We start from the raw sequence: 26,620 nt of genomic DNA, 5'->3' as shown, positions 1-26,620 counted from the left end.
TTAATTGCATTTTCATCGACTTAACCTGCAATTTTTTAATTCAGCTACTTGCAATACAGGTGTATTCCCGGTCATATTCGATTGGATATGGTTGGGGAACAGCCATGCCGATTTGGTCATACGATAATCTGGTACACACAGAAACCAAAAAGACCAATCTCGACATGGCACAACAACGTTTGAAAGGTCAGACGTTGCAGAAGCGAACAAGACAGTTTGCACCGGGGACAGTGCAGAACAAAACCGCCCTTACGACGCCGCAATCAAGCATCTGGCTTGATTGGGCAACGGATGAGGATTGCGCAAAATACAATATCTGCAACATCGTCCAGTTTGAGGGCGATCTTGATATTGCGGCCCTGCACAAGGCAATTGTGCAAACCGACGCTGAAAATGACGCCCTTCGGCTGCGCTTTGACACCAAAGACGGCGACGGTTTCCAAACTTTTGCCGATGCCAGCCACAATACCGAATTCAGCGTCATCGATTTCAGTTATGACGAAAATCCAGAACGTGCCGCCAATCACGAAGTCGAAGAAACCCGCGCCCGCCCGTTGAACCCGATAAACGGGTATCATTGCCGTCATCGCCTGTTCAAACTGGGCAAGGACCGATTTTGGTGGGTGCGCGTTTATCACCATCTGGTCTGTGATGGGTATGCCGGGCATTTAATGGCGCACCGCACGGCTGAAATCTACTCAGCCCTTGTATCGGGCGCGCCGGTTCCCAAAACCACATTCGGATCATATGGCGATTTTATCGCATCCGACGCCGATTACCCGCAAAGCGCGGCCTCTGCACGCGATCTTGCCTATTGGCAGGAACGGCTGAAAAACGACCCCGCGATCACGCGGTTTTCGTCACACATCCCAACACAAAAATCTCCCATCGCCTATCAGGCTCAATGCCTTGATGGCCCGGAACTGACCAAACTGACCGAAACGGCCAAGGCCTGTGGCACCTCGCCAACATCGGTGATGATGGCGGTTTATTTCATCCTGCTGGGGCAAATCGCACAAACCAAACAGCCAACCGCAATCCTGCCACTTCTGAACCGCACCGGGCGGGTTGAACGCAATACACCGGGGACATTTTCCTGCACAATTCCCTTTGATGTTGATTTGGATAAACATACCTGTTTCTCGGAATTGGCACGTGATATTTTTGCTCGCGCACGGCGCGATGTCCGTCATATACGCCTTGCGCCGGTTCGCATGCGGGCCGCACGGCTGGGTGCCCAAGGCCTGTCGGGCAGCGGGGCTTTCTTTAACAGCCTCGACGCACCAGAACCCCTTGCCTTTACCGGGTTATTGACACGACGGATCAATGTCTATAACGGCCCGGTCAATGACCTTGGCCTGATTCACCAAAAACAGGCCATTACCCCGGACCACCACGAAGCCGAACTGATCTGGCAATTCAACACCGATTGCTTTGATCCCAAAACAGTTACCCGCATTGCAAACCGGTTCCGACAGTTCCTTGCCAAGGCGATGGATAATCCTAATCAGGAAATCGCGGCAATTACCGTCCTTGCCAACACCGAGCTTGACGACCTTCGCGGCTTTGAAACCGCCCCGGCAATCGACGACACAACATCTGACAAACGGCTGATACCGGCCCGGATCGACGATGCCATTGCCGCCCGTCCCGATCAAATTGCCCTGATTGATCAAGACGGGCGCAAAACGACCTTTGCCACATTGGGCCGCATGGCAAATGCCGTTGCCCGTTACCTGCAACAACAGGGCGTCAAACGTGGCGACTTTGTCGGCATGAATGTCGCATCCGGCCCGCAACAAATTGCCGCTGTCATCGGGATGATGAAATGCGGTGCAACCTGCGTTCAGCTTGATCCGCTCCACCCCGTTGCACGCAATGCGGAAATGACCCGTCATCTTGGCTGTCAATTAATCCTCAGCAGCACGGCGGCCGCTTGGAAATCCATCGACAACACCGCATTTTCAGTTGTCGATATCGCAACATTGCCCGGCATCGACGGCCAGACGGATGGTACAAACATTCATGTCGATGTGAATGGCGATGACATTGCCTTTGTCTTCCACACATCGGGCTCAACCGGCCAGCCAAAACCGGTCCCGGTTCTGCATCAATCACTGAAAGACAAAGTCAATTTCATCATCACACGGCTTGGCATCGGATCACACGAAGCTGGCACCCCCGAAATCATGGGGCTTTTCCCATCCATCGGCTTTGATCCATGGATGGCGCAGTTTTGCATCGGCCTGACGCGCGGCCACAGCATGTGGCTGATGACACATGCGACACTTGCCGATGCCCATAAATTCTGGGGCGGCATTGTCCATCACAAAGTAACCCACCTGATGTCGGTGCCGTCGCTTTACGAAAGCCTGATCGACGCGGTGCCAACCGATGCGCAATTCCATTTGCGCCGTTTGGTGACCGGCGGCGAAGTGATGCCGCCCAAACTGGTCACCCGGCTATATGCAATTTTCGATGCGGCAGATATCTGGAATTGCTACGGCCCGACCGAGGCCACCATCCATATCGCCTGTCACAGAATTCCCAACAACACCACCGCCAAAACCATTGCCCTTGGCCCGGTTGACCATGGCGTAATTGTCCGAATTCTGGGCGATGATGGAAACCGTGTCCCGCTTGGCATTCCGGGCGAACTTTATATCGGCGGTGCCGGATTAAACCCCGGCTATATCAATATGCCGGTCATAACCGCCCAAATGTTTATCCCGGACCCGACCGGTGAAACCGATCAGATTTTCTATCGCAGCGGGGATTGTGTTTCATGGGGCGAAGATGGCCAGCTTTACTTCCATGGCCGTTACGATGAACAGGTCAAAATCCGGGGTCAACGGATCGAAATCGGCGAGGTAGAATATCATCTGTCACGCATCACCGGGGTCGGGCAGGCCGCCGTTTTATACGTTAAAACCAATCATGGCGGTGATCTACTCGCCTATATAACGCCCGATAAAACCCATTCGACCCGGCCCGATATCGACACCATCCGCACCGAGCTGGCACGCCATCTTTCCAATGCTGCCATTCCATCGCGCATTGAATGGGCTGAAGTACTGCCGGTCTTGCCATCGGGCAAGGTTGATCGTCAGGCATTGGCGGCACTGGCGCGAACCCCGATTCTCTCTTCCCCGGCGGCCAATCAACCCTTGGCAAAAATCCCGCGCCAACCCGATCAGATCCGCATTCAAAAACTGGCGGTAAAAATCGGTGAAATCTGGGCCAATCTGATTGAAACCGACGCCATCGAATTTGACGCCAACCTGTTCGAAGCCGGTGCCCATTCGCTTTTGGTGCCACGTGCGCAGTTTGCCTTTTCAAAACTTGTCGGGCGCAATATTCCATCCATCGACATATTCCAGTACCCGACCATCAATTCCTTTGCCCGTCATCTTTGCGACGATGACCTGACCCCAACGACTGCCGCCCAAAGACAAACGCTACCAACCCCGCCCCTGTTGGCAAGCAACCGCCCCGATGAACATGACATTGCGATCATCGGCATGGCGATGCGTCTGCCCGGTGCCGATGATCCCGATACCTTCTGGGCGATGCTTGAAAACGGCATTGATCATATCCGCGATGTCGATATCGCCCGGTTGCGCAATATGGGCGGCGATCCCGCCGCGCTGGAAGACCCGAATTTTGTTCCCCGGCACGGCATCCTTGACAACATCGACATGTTCGACCCGGCCCCCTTTGCCATGACCGCTGGCGGTGCCATCGAAACCGACCCGCAACAACGCCTGTTGCTTGAAGTCGCCCTGAATGCTCTGGAAGACGGGTCATGTGACCCGGCACGGGATGGCCCGGTCGGGGCTTATGTCGGGGTTGGGTTCCCAACCTATCTGGTCGATGTTCTGGGCGATCGGCTGCACCCGCGCCCTGATGCCATGCGCTATGGTCTGGCGATTGGCAATGACAAGGACTTTGCCGCCACACGGCTGGCTTACAAGCTTGATCTGACCGGCCCTGCCATCGCATCCGCCACCGCCTGTTCAACCGGCTTGGTCAATATCGTCCTTGCGGCACAGGCCTTGCGCGCCGGGCAATGCCGCGTTGCATTGGCGGGCGGGGCGTCGCTTGGCATCTCTCCGGCGGGCGGATATTATTTCACCGAAGGCGGCATTGGATCGCGCAGCGGGGTTTGTCGCCCGTTTGACCATCACGCCGATGGGGTTGTCGGTGGCAGCGGTGCGGCCATTGTCGTGCTGAAACGTCTGAATGACGCCATCCATGATCGCGATACCATCCACGGTGTCATCAAGGGCGTCGGACTTTCCAATGACGGTGCGGACAAGGCGGCCTTTTCCGCCCCCACCGTCGATGGACAGGCCAACGCCATAACATCGGCCTTAACCGATGCCCAAATTGATCCCTCAAGCATCCAGTTTGTCGAAGGTCACGGCACCGGCACCGCGCTGGGCGACCCGATCGAAGTCGCCGCCCTGAACCGCGCCTTTGCCAAGACCGACCGAAATAGGGCCGCCCCGATCTGGCTCGGCTCGGTCAAGGGCAATATCGGCCATCTTGATGCGGCAGCGGGCGTGACCGGCCTGATCAAGGCGGTTCTGGCCCTAAAACATCGCTCAATGCCGCCGACCTGCCATTTTGATCAGCCCAATGAAAATCTTGGTCTGGATCAGGGGCCGTTTGACATCAACAAAACCACCCAGCCCCTGCACCGCACCGGCAACAATCCGCTTCGCGCCGGGGTCAGCAGCTTTGGCGTTGGCGGCACAAATGCCCATGTCATCGTCGAAGAAGCCCCGGCTCCGCACACCGCAGACGATGATCAAGCGTCAGATGATCTTTCGGGTACTCAAACGCCCTATGTCCTGCCGTTCTCGGCGGCAAGCGAAACCGCCTTGCAAAACGTGTTGGCAAATACCGCCGATTGGCTGGCGCGCGACCCATCAAATATCGCGATACCCGATCTTGCCAACAGCCTGTCACGTCGCCGCGCCTATCGGTTTAGAACCGCGATTATCGCGTCCGATATCCCAACCGTGATCGCCGCCCTTGGGGATGCAAAATCCCCCCACCGCCAGCACGCCATCGCCCAGCGCAGCACCCCGGCCGTCACCCTGCTTTTCCCGGGTCAGGGATCGCAACGCCCCGGCATGGCCGCCGACCTGTATCATGCCGATACACTATCGGCAGAATTGATCAACAACGCCTGCCAACAGGTCACTCAAATGGGTGGCCCGGATGATCTTTTGCACTTGCTGATATCGGACGATACATCATCTGCCGACGCACCATCTGATGCAAAAACCCGGCTGGCCAAAACCGAAATCGCCCAACCGGCCCTGTTCATTTTTGAATATGCCCTTGCCCGCTTTTTGATGCGCGGCGGTGTTGCCCCCGCCGCATTGGCCGGGCACAGCATCGGCGAATATGTCGCGGCCTGTATTGGCGGGGTGATGGCGTTTGATGATGCGCTTGCGCTTGTGGTCATGCGCGGTCGCCTGATGGGCCAAACCCAACCGGGATCGATGTTTGCCCTGTCAATGACCGAGGCAGAAGTTGGTGATTTGCTATCGGCATTTGGTCCCGATCTGTCGATGGCGGCAATTAACGGCCCGCGTCAATGCGTGGTCGCGGGCAGCCATGCCTGCATCGACGCCCTTGAAGACCAAATCAAACAACAGGGCAATGCCGGGCGGCGTCTGATCGTGTCGCACGCCTTCCATTCGCCGATGATGGAACCCGTTCTGGATGCATTCCGTGATCTGGTTGCGGGCGTTCCCTTGCACGCGCCGAGCATCCCCATTCAGTCCAATCTGACCGGAAAATGGCTCTCGCCCACGGATGCCACCAGCCCGGATTACTGGGCGCAACATCTGCGCAATGCGGTGCGCTTTGCCGATAACATCAAGGAATTGCTGGCCGATATGCCCGAAACGATGATGGTCGAATGTGGTTTTGGCAATACCGCAAGCCGCCTTGCCATCGTCAATGGCACCAACACCCAAAACAGCATCGCCTGCCAGCCCGCCCCGCGTCCAAACCAACCCCCTGACGGCGCAAACGCGCTGGCGCAAACGCTGGCGAAACTTTGGACCCACGGCGTATCGCCCGATTGGGAAAACATCAATCGCACCCAAAAGGCAAACCGCATCCCGGTGCCGGGCTATGCCTTTGACCGGCGGCGTTTCTGGCCGGAAGCCCCCGCCAGAACCCCCACGGCCCCGCAATCAACCGATGACATAAATTTTGCTGCCCCTGCCCCAAAAACCGGCAATGCAGCGGTCATCAAACCAACCGACACCCCACCGGTTTCCGACAATCCCCTATTGGCGACGATCTTGGAAATCTGGCGCGATATGTTTGGCGAACCGGCATTGTCCCCCCGGGATGATTTCTTTGAACTGGGCGGGGATTCCCTGTTTGCCGTGCGGATTGCCGCCCGATTGTCCGAAGAATTATCGGCCGAAATTCCCGCCGCCATCTTGTTTGAAGGCCGCACCGTCACCGGTGTTGCCGATTTGCTGGCCCGCCATATCGGGCCACAGGAAAGCCTGCCGTCATCGCCGCCGCAAAACATCCCATCACGTGAACAAGGAGTTCTGTGATGAACACCGATCAACTGTTGCATCGCAGCCAATCCGCCCGCGCGCTATATGACAAACTGCGTCAGCGCGACATACAGCTTAGCCTGCATGCCAATGGCCATGATCTGTGTTTTGATGCCCCGACCGGGGCGTTTGACGAGGCGCTAAAATCCGAAACCCGCGATTTAAAGGCCGAAATCGCCGCCTTGCTGCGCGACGGGATTAACGCACCGACACCAACACCAACACAACAGCCCCCTGAAACCGGCCCCGGCCCGGTGATCAAATCCTTTCCGGCCCATCCCGCCATCGAAGGCCAATGGATTGCCCGGCGCGATCAACCGCCAAGCACCAATTATCACATCGTCACAAATGTGCCCCTGCCTGCGGATGTAAAATTCGATGCCGTCTGCGATGCCATCGCCCGGATTGTCAAACGTCACGATACCCTGCGATCCACCTTTGTCGAACAAGACGGCCAATTGTTCCAGCGCGTCCATGCCCACATGCCGGTGCATGTTCGCAAGATCAACAAGATCATCGAAATTCAAAATGATCTGTTTGATATCGCCACCGGCCCGCTGGCCCGGTTCGGCTATATCGCATCGGGCGAAAATGGCAGCCCCCAACTGATCATCAGCATTGATCATCTTTGTTTTGATGGCCAATCAATTGCCCTGCTGCACAAGGAAATCTGCGCCGATCTGGCCGGTAAAACCGCACCCCAAACCCCCGATATCGAACAGATTGCGCGCAATGCCCATCACGCCCTCGCGGGCGCACGCGGCGCACAAATCCGCGAATTCTGGTCCCCCAGAACCGATAAACTGTTGTCCACCGGCCTGCCAACCGATCCCGCAGCGGATAAAAACGGTGGCGGCAAACGCTTGCTGATTGAATTGGTTGGCAAAGATGCCCTGGCATTTGAAACACTGATCAAACATGCGCGTAAAACCACCCAAACCACCCTTTGGACCGCGCTTAGCATCGCCATGATTGCCCGTCACAAGGAAAATGGCACCGCGGTGATCGGCCTGCCCTTTGCCGGGCGACGCGATCCGGAAACCATGCGCGCCATGGGCTGTTATGTAAATGTCCTGCCGGTCGCCATCACACCGGATATGAACGCCAATATTGATACCCTGATCAAACAGGTCGGTCATGAAATCCTGTCGGTTCTTGATGTGCAGGATTACCCGCTGTCGCGCTTGACCCACGATATAACCCGCGCCGCACAGGGGCCAACCGGCGATCCATTTGATGCGGTCAACATTCTGGAAATCAGCGATAACGAACAGCTCATCGAAGATGACGAATTTGGGGCCGGTAAATTCCCGCTGATGATCGGCCTGATAAAGGGCGGCACGCATTCGATGCTGGCGCTTGAATATCAAAGCAATATCTTTGGCCCGGACTGGATCAAACGCTTTGCCGACCGTTTTCTAACCTTCGTCCATGCCCTTGCCCGCAATCCAGAAATGCCCATCGGGCAGGTCGATCTGATCCCCGATGATGAACGCGATTTATTGACAATCGCCCTAAACGATACGGCATCGGATTATCCGCGTGATTGCGGCCTTGGTGAATTGCTGGCATGTCAAATCGCCAATCCCGCCAATGCCAATCGGATTGCGCTTCAAGATCACGACCACAAAATCACCTATGCCCAATTGGGCCAACAGGTCCGCAGCATTGCCACCGGGTTGGGGGCCTTGGGCGTTGCCCCGGGTGATATTGTCGCCCTTGCCGCCGAACGATCAATCAAAAGCATCCTCACCCTGCTTGGCATTGCCTGGCAGGGGGCGGCCTATCTGCCGATTGATAAATCAATGCCGGGCGATGCCATTGTCGCATTGATGGATGATTGCGGCGCCAAGACCCTGTTATGCGACAGTTTCGAAATGGATCGGCTCTCAAACATCACCGGCGATATCCGTCTTGCCCCGCTTCCCGACCGCAAAAGCAAAGGCAAAACCGATACCCCCCCTGCCAAACGCACCGGCGATGATCTTGCCTATGTCATGTTTACATCCGGCTCCACCGGCAAGCCCAAGGGCGTTCTGATCCCCAACCGGGCCGTTGCCCGACTTGTGCTAAACAACAAATCCCTTGGCTTTGATCACCGCGATGTCATGGCACAGGCCGCCTCGCTTGGGTTTGACGCCGCCACACTTGAAATCTGGGCACCGCTTTTAAACGGCGGGCGGTTGGTTATCATTGATAACGACACCCTGTTTGATCCCGATGCCCTGCGTGATGCGCTTGTTAACGGCGATGTCACGACCATGTGGCTAACCGCCAGCCTGTTTAACCGCATTGCCGACGATGCCCCGCATTGCTTTGCCCCGCTGAAACGTCTGCTCAGCGGCGGCGAGGCGCTAAGCCCCCTCCACCTTCAAAAAGTCATGGCCGCCTGCCCAAACCTTCACCTGATCAATGGCTATGGCCCGACCGAAAACACCACATTCACCTGTACCCATCCGATCACATCGGCTGATGCCAATGCCGATAATGTCCCGATTGGCAAACCATTGGGCAATACGCGGGTCTATGTTCTTGATGCCCGCCAAAAAATCGCCCCCATCGGGGTTTGGGGTGAACTTTATGCCGCTGGCGACGGCTTGGCGCGGGGCTATTGCGGGGCAGCGGGTCTTACCGATGCGGCCTTTGTCAAAATCGACCATCTGGGCGAAGACCGCCTGTATAAAACCGGCGACCGGGTGCGCTGGCGGGCCGAGGGCGTCCTTGAATTTGGCGGACGCGGCGATGGTCAGGTCAAAATACGCGGTCATCGCATCGAAACGGCGGCGATTGAAAAACACCTTTGCGATCTCGATGGCATTCGCAATGCCTGTGTCATGCCGATGGGCACCGGGGCCGATGCCTTTTTGGCCGCTGCGATTGCGGCAAGTCGCGATGACAGCGCCATCTGGATGGCCCAACTTGGCCGTATCCTGCCCGATTATATGGTACCCGAACGGGTCGTTATCCTTGATCATTTACCGGTCAATGTGAATGGCAAGGTTGATCGCAAGAAAATCGCCCTTGCCATCGCCGATGCATCCCCCGTCCCGCACGACGTCGCGACAAGCACGACCTCTCATTTCGAACAACTTGTCACCGATCAGTTCAAATCCCTGTTTGCCAATGCGCAAATCACCCCAACGTCTGATTTCTTTGCCTTGGGCGGGCATAGCCTTGTCGCCATGCGCCTGGCCGGATTGATCGAAAAAACCACCGGTTTCCGCCCCAAACTGCAAGATATCTTTATCGCCCGCACCGTTGCCGGGATTGCCAGTCTGATCAGCCAACAGGTTGGCACAGACCCTCAAAGCCTTATCCCTGTCGCCGCGGGGCCAAAATTCCCGCTGTCAAGCGGACAGGCCCGTCTTTGGGTTTTGCAACGCATGCAGCCCGACATCGCGGTCTATTCCGTCCCGGCGGCCTTTGAAATCCAGGGTCCGATTGATGCCGATGCCCTGCAATCGGCCCTGCACCGGCTTGAAGACCGCCAGCACGCCTTGCGCCTGCGCTTTAAATCCGATCCCCATCACCCCGATGGGGTCAGCCAATATCTGGTCCCGGCCGGTTCATGGCAACTTGGCCGCCATACGATGGATGAACAAACCGCCCGCCAGTTCATCGCCCGCGAAACAATGCGGCCCTTTGATCTTGAAAACAAACCACTGGCCCGTGCCGATCTGATCACAATCGCACCGGATCGCCACTGGATGATGGTGTCATTACATCATGCCATCTGCGATGGCTGGTCGATGCCGACCCTGTTGCACGATCTTGCCGCGTTTTATCGTGCACAAATCGGCGGGGCCGAACCAACGCTTTCCCCGATTGCCCGCCATTACGAAGATTTCGCAAGTTGGCAGCGGTCTTATCTGCAATCGACAACCGGTAAACAATTGCTGGATCGTTGGAAAACCCGGTTACTGCCGCTGCCCGAACCCTTGGCCCTGCCAACGGATCGCCGTCGCCCCAAAGCACGCCGTTTTGCCGGTGATTTCCTGGATGTCACTTTTGGCAATCGCACCACACGCGCCATCGAAGACGCCGCCACCCGCCATGGCACCACCGCGTTTTCGATCCTGACCGCGCTGGTGCAAATTTTGATGCACCGTCAATGCAACCAAACAGACATTGCTTTGGGTATGCTGGTTGCCGGGCGCGACCAGGCCGCCCTTGATGATGTCGTCGGTTTCTTCGTCAATACGGTCGTCATTCGCCAAAATGTCGACCCGGATGCAGTTTTTGACAATCATCTGGCCCAAACCGGCAAAACCATCATTGATGCGCTTTCTGATCAGGCGGTGCCGTTTGAAGACGTGGTTGCCGCCGTCAATGCTCCGCGTGATCCGGCGCGCAACCCGCTTTTTGATGTGCTTGTCGCCTGGCAAGACAGCCTGCCCGACCTTGGCAAACTCGGACCTGCAAGCCTGTCGCTGCTCACCGCCGACTTCCCGTTTTCAAAATTTGATCTCGCGTTTTATTTTTGCAAACGCGGCGATGCGCTTTGCACCCAGATCGAATTTGATACCGACCTGTTTGACACATCCACCATTCAGGCCTTTTTCGACCGGTTGGAAACCCTTGCCACCGCGGCCCTTGCCACCGCAGCGCAAACCAAAATCGCGCAATTGCCCATCTTGGCCTCGGGGGAATTGGCCCGCATTGACCATTTCAATGCCACCACCCGCGACCTTGCGATTGATCGCTCCATCTCGGAACCATTTATCGATCAGGTGCGAAAAACCCCCGATGCATCTGCGGTAATCGGCACGTCGGAAACGCTAAGCTATACACAATTTGCCCGGCGTGCGGCTGGCATTGCCAAACGATTGCGCATGGCCTCGGTCAAACCGGGCGATGTGATCGGTGTCGCCATCCGTCGATCCACCGATATGCTGGCCGCCATTCACGGCATCCTTCTGGCCGGTGCTGCCTATAGCCCGCTTGACCCGGACCATCCGCAACAGCGCCGCACCGATATGCTTGACGATCTTGGCTATCCGCGTGTGATCACCACCGCCGATCTTGCCCATCTGTTTGATACCGATGCGGTCATCATCCTTGATGGCAACGAAGATGCCGATATCCCGGACCCCATCCATGCCCCGGACAGCCTTGCCTATGTGCTGTTTACTTCCGGCTCAACCGGGCGGCCCAAAGGCGTTGAACTTGCCCATCGCGGGGTTTTAAACCGCATTTTATGGATGCAAGATGCCTTCCCGCTGGGGCCAGACGACGTTATTTTGCAAAAAACCCCGATCACCTTTGATGTGTCGGTTTGGGAATTGTTCTGGTGGTCTTGGACCGGGGCGCGCGTTGTCCTGCCCGATCCGGGCGTCGAACGTGATCCGCAACAATTGGCCCAGACCATCCATGACCACCGCGTCACGACGATGCATTTTGTACCGTCGATGTTGGCAAGTTTCCTGTTCTCGATTGAAAATAATCTGGTCGATATTGAAAACCTGCGCAGCCTGCGTCGCGTTTTCGCCAGTGGCGAGGCACTGGACCCTGCCCTGGTCAAACGGTTCAACGACCTTTTATTCGCCAAATTTGGCACCGAACTGCATAATCTTTATGGCCCGACCGAGGCCACGGTTGATGTCACATGGCATGCCTGTTCACCGCTTGAAAATCCCGATCTGGTGCCGATTGGCAAACCGATTGCAAATACCAGCATTCGGATAGTTGACCCGAACCTCAACGATGTTCCGATTGGGGTCGCCGGGGAAATCGTTCTTGGTGGCCCGCAAATCGCCTTGGGATATCGCAACCGCCCGGAATTAAGTGCCGAAAAATTCCCCGATGATCCACGCCATCCCGGCCAGCGAATTTACCGCACCGGCGATCTCGGCCGTTTTCTGGCCGATGGTGCGGTCGAATATCTTGGCCGCATGGATCATCAGGTTAAAATTCGCGGTTTCCGTATTGAATGCGGCGAAGTCGAAACCGGCCTTGAAAACCATGATCTGGTCGAACGTGCCTTGGTCATGGCCGTGCGGGTTGGCGATCTCGATGAATTGCACGCCTTTGTTCTGGGCGATGATGATCTGACCACGTCAATCTTGCGCGATCATCTGCGATCCCGCCTGCCGGAATATATGATCCCCGCCCGGTTCTTTACCCTTAATCATTTGCCCCTGACCAGCAGTGGCAAGGTCGACCGCAAGGCGCTTTCGGGTACGCCCATGGCCGGGTCGCCTAAAACCACCCGCAAAACGCCAGCCCCCAACAACACCGCAACCGCAAATGCAAATGCCGCCATCACCAAATCTGAACCCGGCGATGAACTGGCAAAACTTGAACGCAGCCTGCAACGGCTGTGGCAAGAAATCATTCCCGGCATTCTTGCCGAACGCGATGACGGTTTCTTTGAAATTGGCGGCAACTCGTTATTGCTGCTGCGTTTGCATGAAAAAATCAATACCCGCTGGCCGGGCAAGGTTGGCATTGCCGATCTGTTTGCCAATGCGACCATCGCCCGTCAGGTCGAACTTCTCGCCAACGGCAATGTGGTGGTGGATGATCTTGCCACGGCCCATGACGATGCCTTGGCAATCGATGAACCGATTGCCGTGATTGGCATCGGGCTTCAGCTTGCCGGGGCCGATGATATCGACAGTTTCTGGCATGATGTTGCCAAAGGCACCGATCATGTCCGTCCGTTACCGACCGATCGTGATGCCCAAACCCGCGATATGTTATCCGCCCTTGGCCGTCCGGTGCCCGCGCATTTCCGCCAGGCCGCCTATCTGGATCGCATCTTTGATTTTGATCCGGCCCGGTTCCGCATGGCACCTGCCGATGCTGCCTTGCTTGACCCGGAACAACGCCTGTTTATCGAAACCGCCCTGATGGCGATGGAAAATGCCGGATATGGCGGGCAGGCCTTGCGCGGCCGCAAGGTGGGCATTTTTGCCGGTGGCGGGGCCAATCCGGCCTGGCGCATGGCGATGGAACATATATCGCGCGACAAGGCCGAACAGGTCTTTGCCTTAAACGTGCCATCCAACATGGTCACCCGCCTGTCCTTCCTCAAAGACTGGCATGGCCCGGCCAATATTGTTGATACCGCCTGCTCATCCTCTTTGGTGGCGGTGCATCAGGCCTGTCAGAATTTACGCAATGGCACCTGCCAAATTGCTCTTGCCGGTGGGGCAAAACTGATCCCCTGCCCGCCCGATGCCAAGGGCGGGTTTACCATCGATTCATCCACCGCCCGCACGCGTGCCTTTGACAATACCGCCGATGGCACCGGCATGGGCGAAGGCAGCGTTGTGCTTGTGCTGAAGCCCCTTGGTGCCGCCATGGCCGACGGGGATCCTGTTCATGCCATCATTCGCGGCAGTGCGGTTAATCAGGACGGCGCTTCAAGCGGCGCTGCCGCACCAAACCCCGCCATGCAGGCCGATGTCATCAAACAGGCCGCCCGTGCGGCGGATATTGATCTGGCATCTCTTTCCTATATCGAAGCCCACGGTACGGGGACGTCGCTTGGCGATCCGATTGAAATTGATGGCTTAACCCGCGCCTTTGCCGGGGCGTGCGATGAAACCGGCTTTGCCCTGATTGGATCGGGCAAGGGCAACTATGGTCATCTTGATGGCGCGGCGGGTGCGCTTGGTCTGGCGCGTGCGATCATGGCGTTACGCTTTGATCAGGCCCCGCCACAGCCGTTCTTTGACACACCCAACAGCAAAATTGATTTCGCCCGTGCGCCGGTGCGTGTTGCCAAACATCTTGAACCGCTTCCTGATCGTGGTGCGCCACGCCGGGCCGGGGTCAGTTCCTTTGGGCTAAGCGGCATCAACGCCCATATTATCCTCGAAGCCGCGCCGCAACGCGGGGCCTTCGCCAACACCACTATCACGGCCAACACGGCCAACGACGCCCGCCAAACAAATGCCGCCTATGTCATCGCCCTTTCTGCGGCCAATGAAACCGCCCTTCGCGACTATGCCACCCGCCTGCATCGGGTTATCGCGCAAAAGCCCAATCTTGATAGGGCCGACATTCGCGATATCAGCCACACGCTGATCACCGGGCGCGATGTGTTAAAACATCGCTTTGCGATTGCCGTTTCGGATCGTGACGGGCTGTTGGATGGATTGTCGCGCCTGATCGCGGGCGATCAAACCAATTGTGCTGCCCCCAAACCGCAACAAACCCCAACCGTCGCCGCATCAACGCCCCATCGCGCCGATGCCACCGCCCATGCGCGCCAATGGCTTGATGGGGCAAACCTGATCTGGCCTGCGGATCACAAGGCGGGCAAGGTTTCCCTGCCCCATGCGCCTTTTGCCAAAATGCTTTGCAAACCGGTGTTTGGTACAAAGACAAAAACAGTCGCATCGCCCGATACCTCGATCCTGACCGGCCCGGTTGATACCGAAAAAGGCCGCTGCTTTGCCATTCCGGTTGGCGATCCGGCGTTCTGGCCAACCCGCGAACATCACCTGAACGGGCAACCCACCCTTGTCGGCATGGCAGTACCCTCCCTGATTGCCCAGGCTGTCCGCAAGGGCCGCAGCGACACCCCGGTCGTGCGCATCTCAAACCTGAAATGGCAAAAGGCGCTTATTGCCAATGCCCTGCCCGATGGCACGGCAACGCTTGTTCTGCACGATGATGGAAACGTCGAACTCGGCGGGCGGCTTAAAAACGGCAAATGGTCGGTTTTCGCCACCGCCCAACAAACAAGTGAAGCCGCGCCAACCCGCGAAAAATCCATTGCCACGGCGGGCACCGCCGCGCCATCACACATAATTCCCACAGATCAAAGCGCCCGCACCAACCGCACCGGCGATGGCGACGCACGCGATACCCATACGAATGCCAACTCGCCCGCCAACAACTATGGCGGGACCAGTACCAACACCAACAATACCGGCTATGGCAACACAACGGACCACGCCAACGCCAACAATACCGGCTATGGCAACAGCACCATCAATACAACAGACCACACCAGCAGTAACGGTTACGACTACGCCAGCGGCAACGGCAGCAACAACGCCAACAGCAACAGCAACAGCAACGGCGACAACGGCTACGCCAACAGCAACAAAGATGCTGCCTCAAACACCGATGCCACTTCCTATGCTGCCCCGCGCAAAGCCCCCCTGCTGCCATCACTGGCAGATTTCCGCGCCCGATGCACCGTTCGGGTCGATATTGCCGCCCATCACAATCAAATTGGCCCGATCACCATCAGTGACCGTTGGGATTGCCGCCAATCGATGCATTACGACCCGGCGCGCACCATTGCGATCAGCCAGTTGAAACTAAAACCGCAATATCGTGATGACTTGGACCAATGGGTCATTCATCCGGCCCTTGCCGATATTGCCTGTAGCATGCTTTTGACCGCGACCGATAATGGCTCTGTCCCGATTGGTGCCGACCAAATCACCGTCCATGCGCCCCTTACGGAAAACATCGTCATTTGCGTCCATCGCCACCCCGATGGCGTCGCCGACTTCACCTTCTTTGATGCCCAAAGCGAACAGCTTCTGCTGACCCTTTACGGCCTTCATTTTGCCTTCCCCGATGGGGCCCGGACCGACACCAAAGCCCCGGATCTTTCACCGGAACTTCTAAAAATCATCTGGCAACCATCCCCTGTTGCCACGGTCCCCATCCCGGCCAATTGCATGATGATTACAGATGGCGATTTCTGGCCAGTGCCGCAGGGGTGCCAAACCCTTACCCCCAATGCGGTCTCTCGCGAAATCCTCGTTGCGACCGATACCCTCATTCTGGCCTTGCAGCCGGGAAATGACCTTGCCCTTCGCACAGCACAGGCATTACGCAGCATCCTGCGCCATATGCACGGGCACTTGCGCCTTGTTGTCGTCGGGACCGGTGCCTTTCACATCGGTTCACCCTTCCCCCTGACCGATCGAAATATGATTGCGCAAACCGGCACAGATACAGGCTCGGGCACTGTAAAAGCGGCCGGGGCTGGGGCCGGGGATGAGGCGACTGCTTTCACGCACACGGGCACAGGCACGGGTACAAGCACCGGCGCGGACATCGGCACGGATAAAAACACCACCGCCCTTTCCACGCCAATTGATCCGAACCAAACCGCCGCCGCGGGCGTTGCCATGGCCGCCGCACAGGAAGAACCGCGCCTTGCGCTCAGCTTTGCCGATATCGCCCGCGATGAATTCCTCTCGCACATCGGTGCTGCACTTCATTCGGCCCCAACCCGCGACCCGGTATCGGTTTATCGCCACCAGACCCGCTATCACCGCAAGCTGACCCCGCTTTCGAACGCAGACATCCTTTTCAACTCTGCCACAACGCCCCTCGGCGCGCCCAACTCAGGCCCCCTCAACTCAGGCACGCCAAATACCGCCGCCACAGACACAGATACCAACCGGCCAAAATCCAATTGGCCCGATCACGGTGTCTGCGTTGTGACCGGCGGCACCGGTGGTTTTGCCCTGTCACTGGCCGAGGAAATGGCCGCAGGCGGCAAAGTCAAACTCGCCCTGATCAGCCGGACAGGAATATCTGGAACCATGGCAACGGATGGCAACACCGCACAATCCCAAATCGCGGCCCTGCGCGCCAAGGGCATTGATATATCGCTGTTTGCCTGTGATGTTGCCGATCAAGCGGCCCTGTCAGATACGCTTGATCAAATCAGAAACACGCTTGGCCCGATCACGGCGATTGCCCATGCCGCCGGGCTTGCCGATGGCGGCTTTCTTGCCATCCGCGATATGGCGGCGTTTGATGCCATCATGGCGGCAAAAATAGACGGCGCGCGCCATCTTGATGCCCTGACCCTCAACGACCCGGTCCAAGCCTTTGTCATGTTTGGCAGTTTAACCGCCATGATCGGTGTTCCCGGTCAGTCGGCCTATAGTGCGGCCAACGCTTTTCTTGACGGCTTTGCCTATTACCGCCGGTCCCGTGGCCGCCCGGCAATCACGATTGACTGGTGCGCGCTTCGCGATCAGGGCATGGCCGCCCGCCACAATGTCGCCTTCCAGCCGGGGGCGACCATCTCCCCCGATCAGGCCCCGGTATTCTGGCGCAATGCGCTTTGCAGCACCGCAGAACAACTGATCGTGCTTGCACCGGCACTTGCCGGTGATGCCATTGAAAAACCGGATCAAACCAAGGATACAGCCCCTCGCCCGGCCCCCAAAGCCGATGCTGCCGCAACGCATCCACAAATCACGCTGCCCGCATCAACGCCATCAACTGCGTCAATTGCGCCAACAGCCCCCGTAACGCTGGATATCACATCGCAGATTGCCGCCATCTGGGCCGAAACACTGGGATATGACGCGATTGGCCCCGACGATGATTTTTTTGCCTTGGGCGGGGATTCGATCACCGGCATGCAAATCATTGATCGCATCAATGACGAACTGAACGTGTCGCTGGCGATTTCAGACCTGTTTGCCACCCCGACACTATCGGAATTCACATCCCGCTATATCCCGATGAATATAGCGGCAAAAACCCCGTCGTCATCGCCGATGATTTCGACGGATCAAAACGGGCCGAATAATTCACCAAATCTGAATAATGTGCCTGATCATTCAGAAAAAGTGTTCAATCCGACGCTGCAAATACAACACATCTGGGCCGAGGTTCTGGGCTATGAAACCATCGATCCGGATGATGATTTCTATGCCCTTGGCGGGGATTCCATCACCGGCATGCAGATCATCGAACGGATCAATGCCACCTTCGAAAGCGACCTCAGCCTGGCCGATCTGTTCGAAACCCCAACCATCGATGCCCTAACCACAAAAATCAAAGGAAATCCAACGGTTTCCACGGCACCCGCAACACCAATCGTACAAGAATTATCCCCGGCACAAGCGCCGAATCCGGAGCCGGAACCAGTTCCTGATGATCCGCGCCAGGCACCGATGCTTGATTTCTATCCGCTGGCACTGGAACAAATTTCGGTTCTTCATGCCGAACATAGCGGCAATATGGGGACCGCGTTTAACCTGCCGCATGTCTTTGTTTTGAATAACAGCATCGATTTTAATCAATTACGCCAAGCAATTAGCCAATTAATCGACCATCATGAAATCCTGCGCACACGGTTGATCGCAACCGGTGATGACTGGCGCATGCAAATCCTTGCCACCAAAGACGCGCTGCCCGATTTAACCCCGATTAAGCTCGATACTTCCGTGCCGCTGGAAACAGCCTGCGCACGCTTTGTCACCCCGTTCAATCTGGAAACCGAACTGCCAGTCCGCTGGCATTTGCTGCATGGGAAAGACGGGCAGAAAGTCCTGTTCTTTGACATCCACCATGCGCTGGCCGATGGTTTCACCACGGAAGTGCTGTTTTCTGATCTGTTTGCCTTTTATCGCGGCAACCAACCACAAGCGTTAAAATACCAGCTTCGCGATTACGCTTATTGGAGCCACCAGCCCGAAAACCGCCGTCGCCTTGCCGATGCACGCGATTATTGGCAGGCGCTTTATCAGGGGCCATTGCCCAAACTTGATCTGCCAGCCGATCATCGCCGCCCGGCATTCCATAGCTTTAACGGCGGCATGGCTGGCTTTGAGCTTGATCACAACCTTTTGAAATCAGCCCGCAAATTTGCTGCTGGCCAGCGTGTCACCATGTTCACGCTGGTTCTCAGCACGTGGTTCGCGGTTTTAAGCCGCATAAGCGCCCAAGACGACTTGGTGATCAGTGTGCCGGTTGATCAGCGCGACGGGGCCGGGTATCGAAATCTGCCGGGCATGATGGTGTCGCTTTTGCCGTTACGCATGCAGATTTCCGGGGATGACACGGTCAAAACCCTTCTGCGCAAGGTGCAAAATCATCACGTAGATGCCATGCGTCACCGGGCCTATTTCCTGGATCAGCTGTTGAATGATCTGGCCCCGCCAGCAGCACCGGATCGGACTTTATTGTCGGAAGTTTCGCTGTCTTACATGAACTATGCCCAAGGTGGCACCGGAACCGGTCCAGACCAAAATACCGACGATCTGCGCCTGATCGGGCTGGGCCGTGCGCAATGCAAAAACGATATCGGTATCTTTGTGCGTGACCTGCCAGACAGCATGGCCATCACATTTGATTATTATGCCGATATGTTTGATCAGGAACGCATGGTCGAACTGGGCAAGGTTTTCACCACCACCTTGGAAAACCTGATCGCCACAGACCATACGCCGATTGCCGATATCGATCTGTTGCCCGATGAACAGCACGCAAAAATTGCGGTGTGGGAACAGGGTCCGCAACCCGATATCAGCTTTGAAACCCGCACAAATGACGGGATTTTCGCCCTGTTTGCCCAACAGGCATCCCGCATCCCGGATCACCCGGCCATTCAGGATCGCGATGGGGTTTGGAATTTTGCAAAGCTGAATGCACAAGCCGATGCCATTGCCCATTGCCTGCAAATTGCCGGTGTAAAACAAGGCGATCTGGTGGCGATGCATATCGAACGCGGCGCCCATGCCGTTGCTGCAATTCTGGGGATTACCGCATTGGGCGCGGGATATGTGCCGCTTGATCCGGCCTATCCGGCAACGCGGAACAGTTTTATCCTGCGTGATAGCGGGGCCAAACTGGTTCTGATTGATGACGGGGGTCAGCACGCGCTGGCCAGCATCGGGAACCAAACCGCACGGCAGATAAACATTGCCGAAATTGCGCCCGCCTTGGGCAAATTCACGCCGCCAAGGCTAACCGCCCCGAACAGCGCACCGGCCTATATGATGTATACGTCCGGTTCGACCGGCACCCCCAAAGGCGTTTTGATCGAACAACGCGCGGTCTTGCGACTTGCCCTTGGCGAGGATTACGCAAAAATTGGCCCCGATGATGTCGTCGCCCAGGCCGGGCCACTGGCCTTTGATGCATCGACCTTTGAAATCTGGGTTACCTTGCTGCGCGGTGCGCAAATCGCGGTGATTGATCGCAACGACCTGCTTGACCCGGTAAAATTCGCCGAGGCCCTAAGACGGTTTGCTGTCAGCAAAATGTTCATGAGTGTTGGCCTGTTCAATCGTCAAATTGACCATGACCCGCAAAGTCTGGGTGGGTTGAAAACATTGATGATTGGTGGCGATGCGATCAGCAAAAGCCATGTCCGCAATTTCATCAGCCAATGCCCGAACGTCACGGTACTTAACGGCTATGGCCCGACGGAAAGCACAACCTTTGCCGTTGTCGGCCCGATTACCAGAGATGATCTGAGCGGTGATACCGATAATACGATCCTTGGCCGCCCTATCGGCTTTACCAAGACATTGATTGTGGATGGTAATGGCAAGCCCGCCCCGATTGGGGTATGGGGGGAATTGCTGATTGGCGGGGCGCGACTGGCGCGTGAATATTGGCAACGCCCGGAACTGACCCGTGAACGGTTTATTCCCGATCCCGATCAGCCCGGTGAACGGCTTTATCGCAGTGGCGACCTTGCCCGATGGACCCTTGATGGCCGGATTGAATTTGGTGGTCGTCGCGACAATCAGATCAAATTGCGCGGGTTCAGGATTGAACTGGATGAAATCGAACAACAGCTTCTGAGCGCGCCTGATATGCGCAATGCCATTGTCCTGTTTGATGCAAAGGCCCCTGACGGTGGGGCGATCATCGCCTGTGTCCAGATCGGGCAACCCGGCACCGCCACAAACCTGAACGATGCCGATATCCGCACGATGGCCGAATGGCTGGGTGGTCGTCTGCCGGGGTATATGATCCCGTCGAAATGGTACATTGTCGATACCATTCCAATTACCGCCAATGGCAAGGTTGACCGCAAGGCATTGCTGGAAACGGTTCGCGTGCAGGCGAATATACTGACACTTGAAAACGGGGCTGGCACACCGCCGGTCAATGCCGCCGAAACCCTGATTGCCGATATCTTTACCGAGGTCTTTGGAACGCCCATCCGCGACCGTCATGCAAGCTTTGCCCTTTTGGGCGGACACAGCCTGATGGCGATCCGTATCGTCAACCGCATTGCCGATCACATTGGCAAGCGGATCGGTATGGCGGATTTCTTTGCCGACCCGACGGTGATGGGCCTTGCGCGCCATATTGATAGCGTTCAGGGCAATGTCCCGTTTGCGGCAACCCAAAACCAAATTCCCACTGCACCGGATATGGCATTTTACCCCGCCAGCAATGCGCAAAAACGGCTTTATCTGTTATCACAAATGGAAGGCAACAACGGCGCATATGGCATGTTGTTTGTCTTCCGATGCACCGGCGACTTGTGCGTTGACCCCCTGCAAACCGCCCTGACCAAACTGGTGGCGCGCCACGAAACATTGCGCACCGGCTTTGAAGAACGCAACGGCGTGATCACCCAGAAAATCCACGCCATCACAACCCCGGTTGTTGCGTTTGATGATCTTTCGGGCCACAGCGACCCGGCACGTGAAGCCCTTAGACTGACACGTCACGAAGCGGCCACGCCGATCATCCTTGACCAGCCACCGCTTATTCGCGCGCGCGTGATCAAGGTGGCGGAAAACGAAAACCTGCTGGTCTTGATGACCCATCATATTGTCGGGGATGGCTGGTCATCGCGTATCCTGATCGATGAACTTGGCGCGTTTTATGACGGTGCTGTTCGCAATCAGGATGATCGTCTGGCGCCGCTTCCGATTACCTATAAGGACTTTGCCCATTGGCAATCCAAACAGGATTGGCAGGCCGCAGGTGCGTATTGGTGCCACCAACTTGCCGGTGCCCCGGAACAGATCAACCTGCCGACGGATCGGCCCATTCCCGAAACCCAATCATTTAGGGGCGCACATGCCCATCACGCCCTGCCTGCCGAAGTTTTGCAAGGGTTACACGCCCTTGCACGCAAACACAAAACCACACTTTCATCGGTTGGCATGGCGCTGTTTTCGGCAATGCTGTATCGCCTGACCCGCCAAAGCGACATGGTGATCGGCATGGGTGTTGCCGGGCGTGAACGAACCGAAACCGAGGGATTAATCGGCTTTTTTGTCAATGTGTTGCCGATCCGTATTCATCTGGATGACGATACGGACCTTGGTAATCTTATCACCGCCATCCATACCAATATTGCCGACGCCCTTGACCGGCAGGACTATCCGTTTGATGAATTGGTTCGTGCGGTTGCGCCGAAACGGAAATCAAACCGTCAGCCACTTGTGAATGTGGTGTTTGAATATCAGCGTTTCGAAGCGGTTCCAGCATCGGACAAACATCGCGGCCTGCCACAGATCGCCCCCGAAACACCGGGTCTTTTGCCCGCCAATTTGGATACATTTGTCGATAACACAACGGCAAAGCATGACATCATCCTGTTCCTGACTGAAGAAGCCGGTCAGGCACGGTTCACACTTGAATATGATACCGACCTGTTTGATGCGGACACCATGCAACGCTGGTTAAGCTTCCTGGCCAAATTTGCCGGTGCTGCGGCACAGAATGCTCAAAGGGACTCTGAATGAAGATCGCCGATTTCGATTTTGATACCATCGACGACACCCCGGCCCCGGCGACATCCGCCAAACCGGCGGCAACCACCGGCAGCATCGTTGATCGGTTTGCCGCCTGTGTCGCACAGTATCCTGATCGTATTGCCGCACGCGATGAAGACGGCAACATCACGTATGGTGATCTTGACCGTCAAAGCAATCGCATTGCGCATTTCATCACCGATCTGCACCTGCCGTCCGGGTCCCTTATCGGGGTGATGACCGGCCGCAACCGGCATTACATCAGCGCCATCCTGGGGGTTTTAAAAGCCGGGTTTGCCTTTGTCCCGCTTGATCCCAATGTCCCGTTGATCCGCCGTGTGACATTGGCACGCAGTGCCAATACGCCGCTGATCATTTCCGAACGTGCCTTTGTCGGTGATTTGCATCAATTACAGTGGCGCTGCCCAACGGTTGGCGATGTTCTGTGTCTTGATCAGGACGATATCGATGACGCATTGGAAAACCCCGGATCGCTGATGTCGGTGGAATTGTGGGATCATCTGGCCGGTGATGATGCCGACAATGTTTTGGCCGGCGGTTGGAAAAGTGCCTTTACCGGCCAACCGATTGCCCAAAGTGCGATGGATGCATTTGGCGAAAATGCACGGGGCAAGATTGCCGATCTGGTATCGCCCGATGCCCGCGTGCTTGAAATCGGCTGTGCGTCGGGTTTCACCATGAAACATGTCGCCCCGGTTGTCGGAACCTATGTCGCAACCGATCTGTCACGGCGTAATGTCGAACGGACCGAGGCCTTGGCGATTAACCTTGGCATGACGCATGTGATTGGTCGCCAATTGGGCGCGCATGATATTGATGTTTATGAACCGGGTTCTTTTGATCTGATCATCTTAAACAGCGTCATCGAAAACTTTCCGGGTTTTGGCTATTTGCGCCATGTTTTGGCAAAGGCAACCGTGCTTTTGGCACCGGGCGGGTCGCTTTATCTGGGCAATGTCTGGGATGCGGACCGGCGCGATGACTATATCGCCGATCTGGCACAATTTGCCCGCGACAATATCGGCAAGGGCTATGACACACGGCTTGATTTCGTCGAAGACCTTTTTGTGCCGCAAAGCTTTATCGAAGACTGGGCCCGCGAACAGGGCGGCTTTGTTTATAGCCGTTCCGCAATAAAAGCACCGGGTTTTGACCCAGCCCCTTACACATTTGATTTCGTCCTGACCCCTGATGCCAATGCACCGATTGGCAAAACCGAAAAACGTCGTCATGACCTGTGCGTTCTGGCAAATCATCAAGCATCCACGGCCCCGACCCTATCAGGCACGAAAGCCAGCGACCTTGCCTATGTTCTGTTTACCAGTGGCACCACCGGCACGCCAAAAGGGGTGATGATCGAACATGGATCGGTTGTGAACCTTGCCCAATCGGTTCAGGACACACAACTTTCCCTGATCTGTGCCGATGATGGCAACACCGGTCATGGTGGCCGCGGGTTTCATCTAAGCTGTGTTGCGCCGTTTGCCTTTGACGGATCAATTGTTCAGATATTTGCCGCCATCCTGAACGGGCATTGCGTGCATATTCCGGGCTTTGACACACGTTCCGACCCGGAATCACTGCATAACTTTATAACCGAGGGCGCGGTTGATCAGCTTGACGCAACACCAAGCCTGTTTTCCCTGTTACTGGATTACTGGGAAGAACATAGCCTTGGCTGTACGGCGCGCATGGTTGTCTTGGGCGGTGAATCCGTTTCCACGCCGATTGTTGAACGTTTCTTTGCCCTGCCCGGTCACGCGGATCGCAAATTGGTCAATGCCTATGGGCCGACCGAATGCTGTGTGTCGGCGGCACAATATGTCATGACCGCGCATAACTATAAACAGATCCTGCCGCCGCCCATCGGACAGCCAATCCAAGGGGTTGATCTTGAAATTTGTGATGATCAGGGACGCCGGTTGCCCGATGGGGTTCCGGGTGAAATCCGCATTGGCGGCGCGGGTGTTGCCCGTGGTTATTTGAACGATCCGGCCTTAAGCGCGCAAAAATTTGTTGCGGGGCCGAATGGCAATCGGTTCTATCGCAGTGGCGATATCGGTCGCCGTCGCAGTGATGGCGAAATCATCTTTATCGGGCGCGAAGACAGCCAGATCAAAATACGTGGCAACCGCATTGAACTGGGCGAAATCGAACAGGCGCTTTTGGGCCATCCCCATATTCGACGTGCCACAGTTATTGCCCATGACCGCAACCAAAACGGCAATGTTATTTTAATTGCCTATATCGTTGCCGATGACGGGGCAGAAGCCCGATTTGACATCGCAACGTGCCGGGCAAAACTGGAACAGGCATTACCGAATTATATGGTGCCTAGCCATATCATCACGGTTAATGACATCGCGCTTAACACCAATGGAAAGGTTGATATCGCCAAACTTCCATTGCCCGATATGGCCGAACAATCAGCAAGCCAGACAAAAAAACCGCTAGGTAATGCGCATGAACGAACCGTTGCGCGCCTGATGGGCGAGGTTCTTGATTGCACGATTGATGACGCGGGGGCGGATTTCTTTGAACTGGGCGGACACAGTGTTTTGGCGGTGCAATTGCTGTCAAAAATCACCAAAGCCACCCAAGTTAAAATCCCGCTTGGCGATCTTTTCACCGGGGCGAGTGTTGAAAAACTGGCCGCACGGATTTCGGACCACGAAAACATCAAAGACGCCAAAAGCCCGATTGTGACGGTCAATGCCACGGGCAGTCAGCCGCCAATGATCTGTTTCCATCCGGTCGGCGGCAATGTGCTGTGTTATCAAAATATGGCGCGTGAATTTGGCCCGGATCAGCCGCTTTATATGATCGAGGCACAGGGCCTTGAAGAAGGTCAGAACCTGTTGCCAAGTATCGAGGAAATGGTCGCGGCCTATATGCCCGACATCCGCAAAACGGTTCCCGATGGTCCGATCACGGTTGCCGGATGGAGCTTCGGCGGATTATTAGCCTATGAGGCGGCCTATCGCATGGCCCATGCCGGGGTTGATGTGCGCAATATCATCCTGCTGGACGCGATTGCCGTGCCCGATGCGGTACGCGCCATGTTGCGCAAGGGCGAGGCAGAATATCTTGCCGATATTTTCGCCGAACTGGGGCTGGTGACGGTCGATGAACTACGTCCGTTAACCCCGGAAGAACGCATCGACCTGTTGCTGGAACGTGGTAAAAATTCCGATATGTTGCCCGAAGAAGCCGACCGGGGCACCATGCGCCGCCTGCTTGCGGTTTTCCAAAATAACGCCCTTGCCGCCGTGCATTATGTCCCGCCGAAAATCAGCGACATAGACATTTTGTTGGTGCGCCCGACAACGGAAACACGTGCCGCCCCGGCCATCACCGGCGATGAATACAGCGGGTGGCGCAAGGTTGCCGGCGATCGTGTTAGCCTTAAATGGGTGCATGGCACCCATGGGTCGATGATGTTTGATCCTGATGTGATTGAAGTGGCGGAATGCATCCGCGTTCATCTTGCCAAATCGTCATAGGCCGATATTTGGACGGGCGAGATCAAACACACACTATGACAAT

3 protein-coding genes are annotated in these 26,620 nt (G+C 56.3%); all 3 read left to right on the top strand.

Features of this window, described 5'->3' with window-relative positions:
- Positions 1-104: 104 nt before the first annotated feature.
- Genes TALK_RS11585 through TALK_RS11575 form a run of 3 tightly spaced genes read left to right on the top strand, consistent with a single transcriptional unit; the run spans position 105 to position 26,577 of the window.
- Entirely contained in the window at positions 105-6,596 is a 6,492-nt protein-coding gene (locus TALK_RS11585) for a hybrid non-ribosomal peptide synthetase/type I polyketide synthase (RefSeq protein ID WP_085619004.1), read from the top strand.
- Positions 6,596-23,044: a non-ribosomal peptide synthetase gene (locus tag TALK_RS11580; RefSeq protein WP_085619002.1), complete on the top strand. Its 16,449-nt coding sequence runs from the start codon at positions 6,596-6,598 to the stop codon at positions 23,042-23,044. Before TALK_RS11585 ends, TALK_RS11580 begins: the two co-directional genes overlap by 1 nt.
- Complete coding sequence (locus tag TALK_RS11575; RefSeq protein ID WP_085619000.1) at positions 23,041-26,577, top strand: alpha/beta fold hydrolase; 3,537 nt, start codon at positions 23,041-23,043, stop codon at positions 26,575-26,577. Before TALK_RS11580 ends, TALK_RS11575 begins: the two co-directional genes overlap by 4 nt.
- Positions 26,578-26,620 lie beyond the last annotated feature (43 nt).

Source organism: Thalassospira alkalitolerans (assembly GCF_002115745.1).
Classification (GTDB): Bacteria; Pseudomonadota; Alphaproteobacteria; order Rhodospirillales; family Thalassospiraceae; genus Thalassospira; species Thalassospira alkalitolerans.
This window is presented reverse-complemented; position numbering and strand designations above follow the sequence as displayed.

Bases quoted from the DNA above. Each gene is read 5' to 3' on its own strand.
- TALK_RS11585 (WP_085619004.1), top strand. From the start codon at position 105: ATGCCGATTTGGTCATACGATAATCTGGTACACACAGAAACCAAAAAG.
- TALK_RS11580 (WP_085619002.1), top strand. From the start codon at position 6,596: ATGAACACCGATCAACTGTTGCATCGCAGCCAATCCGCCCGCGCGCTA.
- TALK_RS11575 (WP_085619000.1), top strand. From the start codon at position 23,041: ATGAAGATCGCCGATTTCGATTTTGATACCATCGACGACACCCCGGCC.